This window comes from Pokkaliibacter plantistimulans (assembly GCF_003194385.1).
Taxonomy (GTDB): domain Bacteria; phylum Pseudomonadota; class Gammaproteobacteria; order Pseudomonadales; family Balneatricaceae; genus Pokkaliibacter; species Pokkaliibacter plantistimulans.
Map to the genome: position 1 here is coordinate 1 of NZ_LAPT01000149.1, position 5,407 is coordinate 5,407.

Annotated in this window: 6 protein-coding genes; 5 read left to right on the top strand and 1 reads right to left on the bottom strand. The window is 56.1% G+C overall.

What is annotated here, in order from left to right:
- Positions 1 to 131: 131 nt before the first annotated feature.
- Together WH50_RS24785 and WH50_RS24790 are read left to right on the top strand one after the other, a co-directional pair.
- Positions 132 to 725: a YitT family protein gene (locus WH50_RS24785; RefSeq protein WP_110190047.1), complete on the top strand. Its 594-nt coding sequence runs from the start codon at positions 132 to 134 to the stop codon at positions 723 to 725.
- Between the two features lie 164 nt (positions 726 to 889).
- Entirely contained in the window at positions 890 to 1,318 is a 429-nt protein-coding gene (locus WH50_RS24790; RefSeq protein ID WP_110190049.1) for a hypothetical protein, read from the top strand.
- 45 nt (positions 1,319 to 1,363) lie between these two features.
- Here WH50_RS24790 and WH50_RS24795 read toward each other — a convergent pair whose 3' ends face one another.
- Complete coding sequence (locus WH50_RS24795) at positions 1,364 to 2,218, bottom strand: substrate-binding periplasmic protein (RefSeq protein ID WP_110190051.1); 855 nt, start codon at positions 2,216 to 2,218, stop codon at positions 1,364 to 1,366.
- A 602-nt stretch (positions 2,219 to 2,820) separates the two neighbouring features.
- Here WH50_RS24795 and WH50_RS24800 point away from each other — a divergent pair.
- From WH50_RS24800 to WH50_RS24810, 3 genes are read left to right on the top strand one after another with little or no spacing between them, the layout of a single operon-like run.
- Positions 2,821 to 3,795: a GlxA family transcriptional regulator gene (locus tag WH50_RS24800; protein ID WP_243410269.1), complete on the top strand. Its 975-nt coding sequence runs from the start codon at positions 2,821 to 2,823 to the stop codon at positions 3,793 to 3,795.
- A 20-nt stretch (positions 3,796 to 3,815) separates the two neighbouring features.
- The gene (locus WH50_RS24805; protein WP_110190054.1) at positions 3,816 to 4,997 is read left to right on the top strand and encodes an MFS transporter; all 1,182 of its coding nucleotides are present in this window, start codon (positions 3,816 to 3,818) and stop codon (positions 4,995 to 4,997) included.
- A 15-nt stretch (positions 4,998 to 5,012) separates the two neighbouring features.
- A complete protein-coding gene (locus WH50_RS24810; RefSeq protein ID WP_110190056.1) occupies positions 5,013 to 5,261 on the top strand; it encodes a DUF1272 domain-containing protein in 249 nt (82 codons plus the stop codon).
- Positions 5,262 to 5,407: the final 146 nt, after the last annotated feature.

A 5,407-nucleotide genomic window follows, 5' to 3' on the forward strand; every position in this document is an offset into this window, starting at 1 on the left:
CTAATGAGAAATCACAGCTAGGTGCACCGGGACATTTCTCTGTGGCCCACTTCGCAGCAACAGGCTCCACAAGAGCTGAAGGCTGCTTCCTGTTATCGCTTCAATCCGCCACAAGCGGGGAGTTGTTGAAAATGATCATCACCCATCGTTGGCTTTCCATTCTGGAAGGTTGTCTTCTGGTTGCACTGGGCATTCATCTGCTCAACTCCTCCCATCTCCTGATCAGCGGTACAGCGGGTATGGGGCTGATTGTGCAGCATCTGAGCACGCTGAGCTTCGGTCAACTGTTCTTTATCCTCAATCTGCCGTTTTATCTGCTGGCCATTCGTTGCATGGGGCGCGCTTTCACTGTGCGTACCTTTATCAGTGTCAGCCTGCTGTCACTGTTGTCAGAGCTGATGCGTCGTTATCTGGACTTCAACATTACCGAGCCTGTGTTTGCCGCCGTGCTTGGTGGGATGCTGGTGGGGTTTGGCCTGATTATTCTGTTCCGTCACCAGTCCTCGCTGGGCGGACTGAACATTCTGGCCATGTATCTGGAGCGCCGTTTTGGCATTCATGCGGGCAAGACCACGCTGGTCGGCGACATCCTGATTGTGTCGGTGGCCTTCTTTGTGTTTGAACCAGCACAGGTGTTGTATTCACTGGTGGCATTTCTGTTTATGAGCTCTGTCGTAGGGCGCTATCACCGCCCGCCCATCTGGGCCAGGGTGCAGACGGCCTGAGGGGCTAAGAAATAGCACTGTGATGCGGTGGAAGGTATCCGTATGGGCCTTTCACTTTTCATTCTTCACCGTTGCCACCCGGCTTTCTTCCTCTCCTCTGCCTTGCACCCATCGAGCTGTGCCGTCTAGTATGCGGTGGACTAATCAGATACGAGCAGGGATCTATGAGTATAAAAACGACTTTGGCTGCCTTTGGCCTGTCACTGCTGCTGGTGGGCTGTTCTTCCGCGCCGTCATCGGATGCTATTGGTCAGGCCTTGCAGCAGGAGCTGGTTGCCAATCATCAGGGTGACCTGTTTAGCATCGAGAATGTGAAGGTGGTGAAAGAGATCGAGTCGACCGATACCAGCTACAGTGCTGATGTCAGCTACGATCTGGTGTTTCAGCAAAGTATGGAAGAGCTGCGCAAGGGGCTGGCAAATAACGCCAGCAAGGATGTGCTGGGGGCCCTTGGCGCCGGAGCCAATCTGGTCACCTTGCAGATGCAGTACGGTAGCTTCGTCAAAGGTCAGCGTGTACCCAAGCAGGAAAAAGTGGAATTCGTCAAAGAGCAGCAAGGCTGGCTGCTGGCCAAGCATAGTGAGGTTCAATAAGTGATGATGGCCCACTGGCAGGCGTCGCCGCCAATGGGCTCACGTTTATTGCTGCATACCGCGATTGGCGCGCTGATTGATGTTGTTCAGAAAGTTGTGATCGTAGTCCAGCTGCGCGTCCTCAATCATTCGCGCCAGTGTGCCGTCATCGTGCATGGCTTTTAGCTGTTGGTTGATCTGCGGTAGCAGGCTGGCATAAGGCGACTTCTTGGAGATGGCTGCGTACAGATAGACCATGGTGACAGGGGTGGGTAGCGGTACGATCAGGCCCTTGTAGCCCAGTCTGGCCACCGCATTGGTGCCCGTGTAATAGCTGGTCACCAGCGCATCTACCCGGCCAGACTCCAGCAATTTGAAACTCTCGATACGGCGGGTGACATAGCGTACCTGTGCGTTGGCCAGACGCCAGCGGTCAAACTCCTGGCCCTGGCTTTCGCCGTAAATCTCGACAAAGCGTTTGCCGATCAAGTCCTCCCAGCGGCTGAAAGGAAACTCCCGGTCCTTGTAGACAAACACCGAAGTGGGGTCGGCACTGATGGGGACCGAGGTAAAGTTGGCGTACTCCTTGCGGTCGTCGGTCAGATACGCCGCCACCAGCACATCGATATTGCCTTCCTCCAGTTCCTTCAGTACCCGTTTCCACGGGCCCACGTAGCGTGATTCAGTTTTCAGCCCCAGTCGGCGGAAGACTTCCTGCATGGCAGTAATGGCCATACCACTGATCTTGTCTTCGTTGCGCCACATAAAGGGTGCGTAGTCTTCATGACCGCTGAGAACGACGGTGCCGTGGCTGCTGGGAGTGGGGTGGGCGGGCAGGTCAGCTTGAGATAAGGTGCTCCAACCCTGAAGTGTTGCGAACAGCAAAGTTGCAAACAGGACGGTACGGCGCAGGGAGGTCATTAAGCTTCAGAATCTCTCTTAACTAACACGTGAGTGTCGTAACGCAAAGTCAGCCATAGAAACTAGAGGCACAGTGCGTGCTTGGCAACCCTCCATTTCCTTATCACTGTTTTGTATCAGTAATAGCTGAATTTGCTGATTAAGATGACTTTTGTTTGCTAATAGTTGGATAACTCATTCCAACTCAGAGAAATCATCTGTTATGAAGAATATTTAGTCTGAAAGCTGACTACCGAGCAACTGCAAGTTGGCATGGAATGAGGAGCATTTGGCAGAAGAGAGCAGATCCAGTCTGGCGATGACGTGGGGTTGCCACCCGCCGCGGGTTACCAGACCGGATCTGAAAAGGGGATATCGCTTTCAGAACGACAGCAGCCGTGAGCACCGTTGTCATGAGGGCCAGTCTAGTGCTGCCCTGATTTTTATCTAAATGAATTGATCGCATAGCATTCATAGGGAATGCCTATGTTCTGTTCTGAAGACGTGAACATGAATGTCCGAAATTGCCGGATATTGGTCATTGTGGACTTGTTGCGGCCATCGCATAGTGGATCCCCTGCAGGTAAACCTGACCCGCAACTGGACAGAGACAGGAGACGAATGTGAGAACCATTGCCATGCTGGCCTTTGCGGACTGCCAGAGTCTCGATGTGGTGGGGCCAATGCAGGTGTTTGCCAGTGCCAATGCTGAAGCAGGGCAGTCGTTGTATGCCTTGCAGATTGTCGGTCTGGAGGCCGGGCCTGTGCGTACCAATGCAGGGATTCAGCTACTGGCCGATACGGCCCTGTCTGATCTGCATCAGCACCTGCCTGATACCCTGCTGGTGGCAGGAGGGTTCGGAGTGCATGCCCAGGCCGGCAATGAGGCACTACTGAGTGAGCTTCGTCAGCTGAGTACGCAGGTGCGACGTGTCGGCTCGGTCTGTACCGGCGCCTTCCTGCTGGCTGCCGCGGGCGTCAGTACGGGGAAACGGGTGGTGACTCACTGGCGCCACTGTGATCAGCTACGGCAGCGTTATCCCTCTCTTCAGGTCGAAGAGGATGCGATCTATGTGCGTGACGGGCGTCTGTGCAGCTCAGCAGGAGTCACGGCGGGGATTGATCTGGCACTGGCGCTGCTTGAGGAAGATCACGGCGCGGCGCTGGCCAATGCTGTGGCGCGGGAGCTGGTGGTTTTTATGAAACGCCCCGGGGGACAGTCGCAGTTCAGCGAACATCTGCAACTTCAACCCGAGAGCCAGCAGGGCGTGCTGGGGCGAGCGGTGGCCTGTATCCAGCAGCATTCTGCCGACGGGCTGACGGTTGAGCAGCTGGCTGAGCGGGTCGAGGTGACACCACGCCACCTGCACCGTCTGTTCCATGCTCAACTGGGCGTTTCTCCTGCCCGCTATATCGAGCGCATTCGGGTAGAGCGGGCACGGCGCTTACTGAGCGCTTCCGACACCGGGCTGCAGCCGCTGGCCCTGCAATGCGGCTTCACCAGCGCGGAACATCTGCGTCGCACCTTCGTTCGTCATATGGGTATCAGCCCTTCCGAATATCGTCAGCGCTTCCCTCAGTTTGTCGCGGCGTCCTGATCAGGAGAGATCACACAATCATGAATCGTAATGTCTATCTGCTGGCCTTATGTCAGGCACTGCTGACCACCGGCAATATTCTGCTGGTGGCCGTCAATGCGCTGGTGGGCAAAAGTCTGACTGACACCCCGGCACTGATCACCTTACCCGTCGCGGTACAGTTTATCGGGCTGATGATGACGACCATTCCGGCCTCGCTGATCATGGCGCGTATCGGTCGCAAACGCGGTTTTATGCTCGGCAATGTTGTTGGCATCGTCGGTGCTGTGCTGGCGGTGGCCGCACTTTATACCCAGCAGTTTGCTCTCTATTGCCTGTCGACCTTCCTGATCGGCATAGGTATTGGCTTTGGCACCCTTTACCGCTTTGCGGTGATGGAAGTCTGCGACGAGGCGATGCGCAACAAGGCGGTGTCGATGGTCATGGGCAGCGGCATTCTCGCCGCCTTTCTCGGGCCGGGGCTGGCCATCGTCAGCCGCAGATGGTGGCCGGGCGAAGGCTTTGAAGGCGCCTTTGTTGGCCTGATGCTGTTATACGTTCTGGCCCTGGTGCTGCTCAGTCTGGTCAGCGTTCCGGAAGGGCAGACTGGTGCGACCAGTAGCGGGCGTACCACTGCCCAGCTGTTACGTCAGCCTCGTTATCTGGCTGCGGTGCTGTCGGGCATGATCAGCTATGGCGTGATGGTACTGGTGATGACGGCCACGCCACTGGCCATGCAGGTGTGCGACTTTTCCTTCGATCAGTCGGCACAGGTGATCCAGTGGCATATTCTCGCCATGTTCGCGCCATCGTTCTTCACTGGCCGGCTGATGGATCGCTACGGCGTGCTGCCCATGATGATGTATGGTGCGCTGTTTCTGCTGGCTGCGGTGTGTCTTAACCTGCAGGGACAGGCCATCGTGCACTTCACCGCCGCACTGGTACTGCTGGGCATCGGCTGGAATCTGATGTTTATCGGCGCTACCCGCTATCTGACGGAGTGCTATCGTCCGGAAGAAAAAGCCCGGGCGCAGGCCTGCAACGAATTTCTGGTGTTCAGCGTGGTTGCTGTGGCGTCTCTGGCATCCGGCTGGTTGCAGAATACCCTGGGCTGGTATGGCGTCAATGTCTGGATGATTCCTTTCCTGATCGTCGGGTTGCTGATCCTGAGCCTGATTCAATGGAGTACCCAGCGACAGGCTACCGCCGAAGTCGCTGAATAACGGAGGTGTAACACCATGCTTGAACTACGGCCCAGCTGCGAATGTTGTGACAGGGATTTACCGGGCGACAGCGCCGACGCGCGCATCTGCTCCTTCGAGTGCACCTACTGTAAAGACTGTGCCGATCAGGTACTTCAGGGGCGCTGCCCCAATTGCGGTGGAGAGCTGGTTGCCCGCCCACGCCGCTCGCCAGAGAAGCTGCTCAGCTCGCCCGCCTCCACACGGCGGGTGGTGAAGCCGCAGGGCTGTATGGCAGAGCACTAGCAGGTCGTTGAAAATCTATCTGCGTTGCCGAATACCACGTCAAAAACAGGCTCAAAATGCTCATTTAGTTCACTAAACTCCGCTTTTTCGCCTGTTTTTTCCTTGTCTCGGCGGCCTCGATAACGTTTTTCAACAGCCTGCTAGAC

What these genes read in the sequence shown, in the direction of transcription:
- WH50_RS24785 (WP_110190047.1), top strand. Translation starts at nt 132, where the DNA reads ATGATCATCACCCATCGTTGGCTTTCCATTCTGGAAGGTTGTCTTCTG.
- WH50_RS24790 (WP_110190049.1), top strand. Translation starts at nt 890, where the DNA reads ATGAGTATAAAAACGACTTTGGCTGCCTTTGGCCTGTCACTGCTGCTG.
- WH50_RS24795 (WP_110190051.1), bottom strand. Translation starts at nt 2,218, where the DNA reads ATGACCTCCCTGCGCCGTACCGTCCTGTTTGCAACTTTGCTGTTCGCA.
- WH50_RS24805 (WP_110190054.1), top strand. Translation starts at nt 3,816, where the DNA reads ATGAATCGTAATGTCTATCTGCTGGCCTTATGTCAGGCACTGCTGACC.
- WH50_RS24810 (WP_110190056.1), top strand. Translation starts at nt 5,013, where the DNA reads ATGCTTGAACTACGGCCCAGCTGCGAATGTTGTGACAGGGATTTACCG.